We start from the raw sequence: 936 nt of genomic DNA on the forward strand, positions 1-936 counted from the left end.
GTCGAAGGCGCCCGCGCGGGTGTAGAGCTGCTGTCCGGCCTTGCTGGTGATGAAGAACCCGTCGCCGGAGATCATCATGTCAGTGGCCCGCCCGGTGTTCTGCGATGAACCCTGGCTGAAGTTGGTGCTGACTCCCGCCACGCGTACCCCGAGGCCGATCTGGGCGGGGTTGGTGCCACCGGTCTCGGCTTGCGGGGCGCCGGCGCCCTGGGTCATCTGGGAGAGCGTGTCCTGGAACTGCGTGGAGGAGGCCTTGAAGCCGGCCGTGTTCACGTTGGCGATGTTGTTTCCCGTGACGTCCAGCATGGCCTGATGGGCACGGAGGCCGGAGATTCCGGAGTACAGCGAACGAAGCATGGTGTTGCCTTTCTTCGGGTGGTTCGAGGGGTGTGGAGCGTCAGGCGGTTGGCGTGGCAGCGGCGGTCATCCCGCTGATGGAATCAAGCGGAACGTTCACTCCCCCGACCGCTACCGTGGGGGTTCCGGCCGCGAAGGAAACCGAACTCGCGACGCCCGAGCCCTTTGTCCCGTCGGCGAGCGCATAGCTGACGTTGTGCCCGATGATCTGTGCCGCGGCACTGCGCATCTGGAGCGAAAAACTCTCTTTGGCGTCCGCCGTGAGTTCCGTCATTTTCTCCATCATGGACAGCTGGACGGTCTGGTTCATCATCTGGTTGGTGTCCATGGGAGCGCTCGGGTCCTGGTTCTTCAGCTGAGTCACCAGGAGGGACATGAACATGCTCGAGTCCATGGTCTGCGCGGGTTTGGCTGCGGTGGTTCCGGGCTGGACTCCGCTGCTTGCCGCGATGGCTTGGATGGTCACTATTGGCTCTCCTTCATCAGACGAGAATGTCCAGGCTGCTGGTAATGCTTCGGGGAAGTACGACGGCGGTCCGCGCCTGGCGGAGCGACTCGCCGTCGCTGCCCCGTGGGAAG

The 936-nt window shown here is 63.9% G+C and carries 2 protein-coding genes; both read right to left on the reverse strand.

Annotation, left to right across the window (positions count from 1 at the left end; genetic code table 11):
- The coding region (locus AHiyo1_RS08405; protein WP_113990597.1) for a flagellar hook-basal body complex protein at positions 1–357 on the reverse strand (357 nt) is incomplete at its 3' end.
- A gap of 40 nt (positions 358–397) precedes the next feature.
- A complete protein-coding gene (locus AHiyo1_RS08410) occupies positions 398–823 on the reverse strand; it encodes a flagellar hook assembly protein FlgD (protein WP_059388250.1) in 426 nt (141 codons plus the stop codon).
- Between the last annotated feature and the right edge of the window lie 113 nt (positions 824–936).

The sequence above is a fragment of the Arthrobacter sp. Hiyo1 genome (assembly GCF_001263615.2).
Lineage (GTDB): Bacteria > Actinomycetota > Actinomycetes > Actinomycetales > Micrococcaceae > Arthrobacter.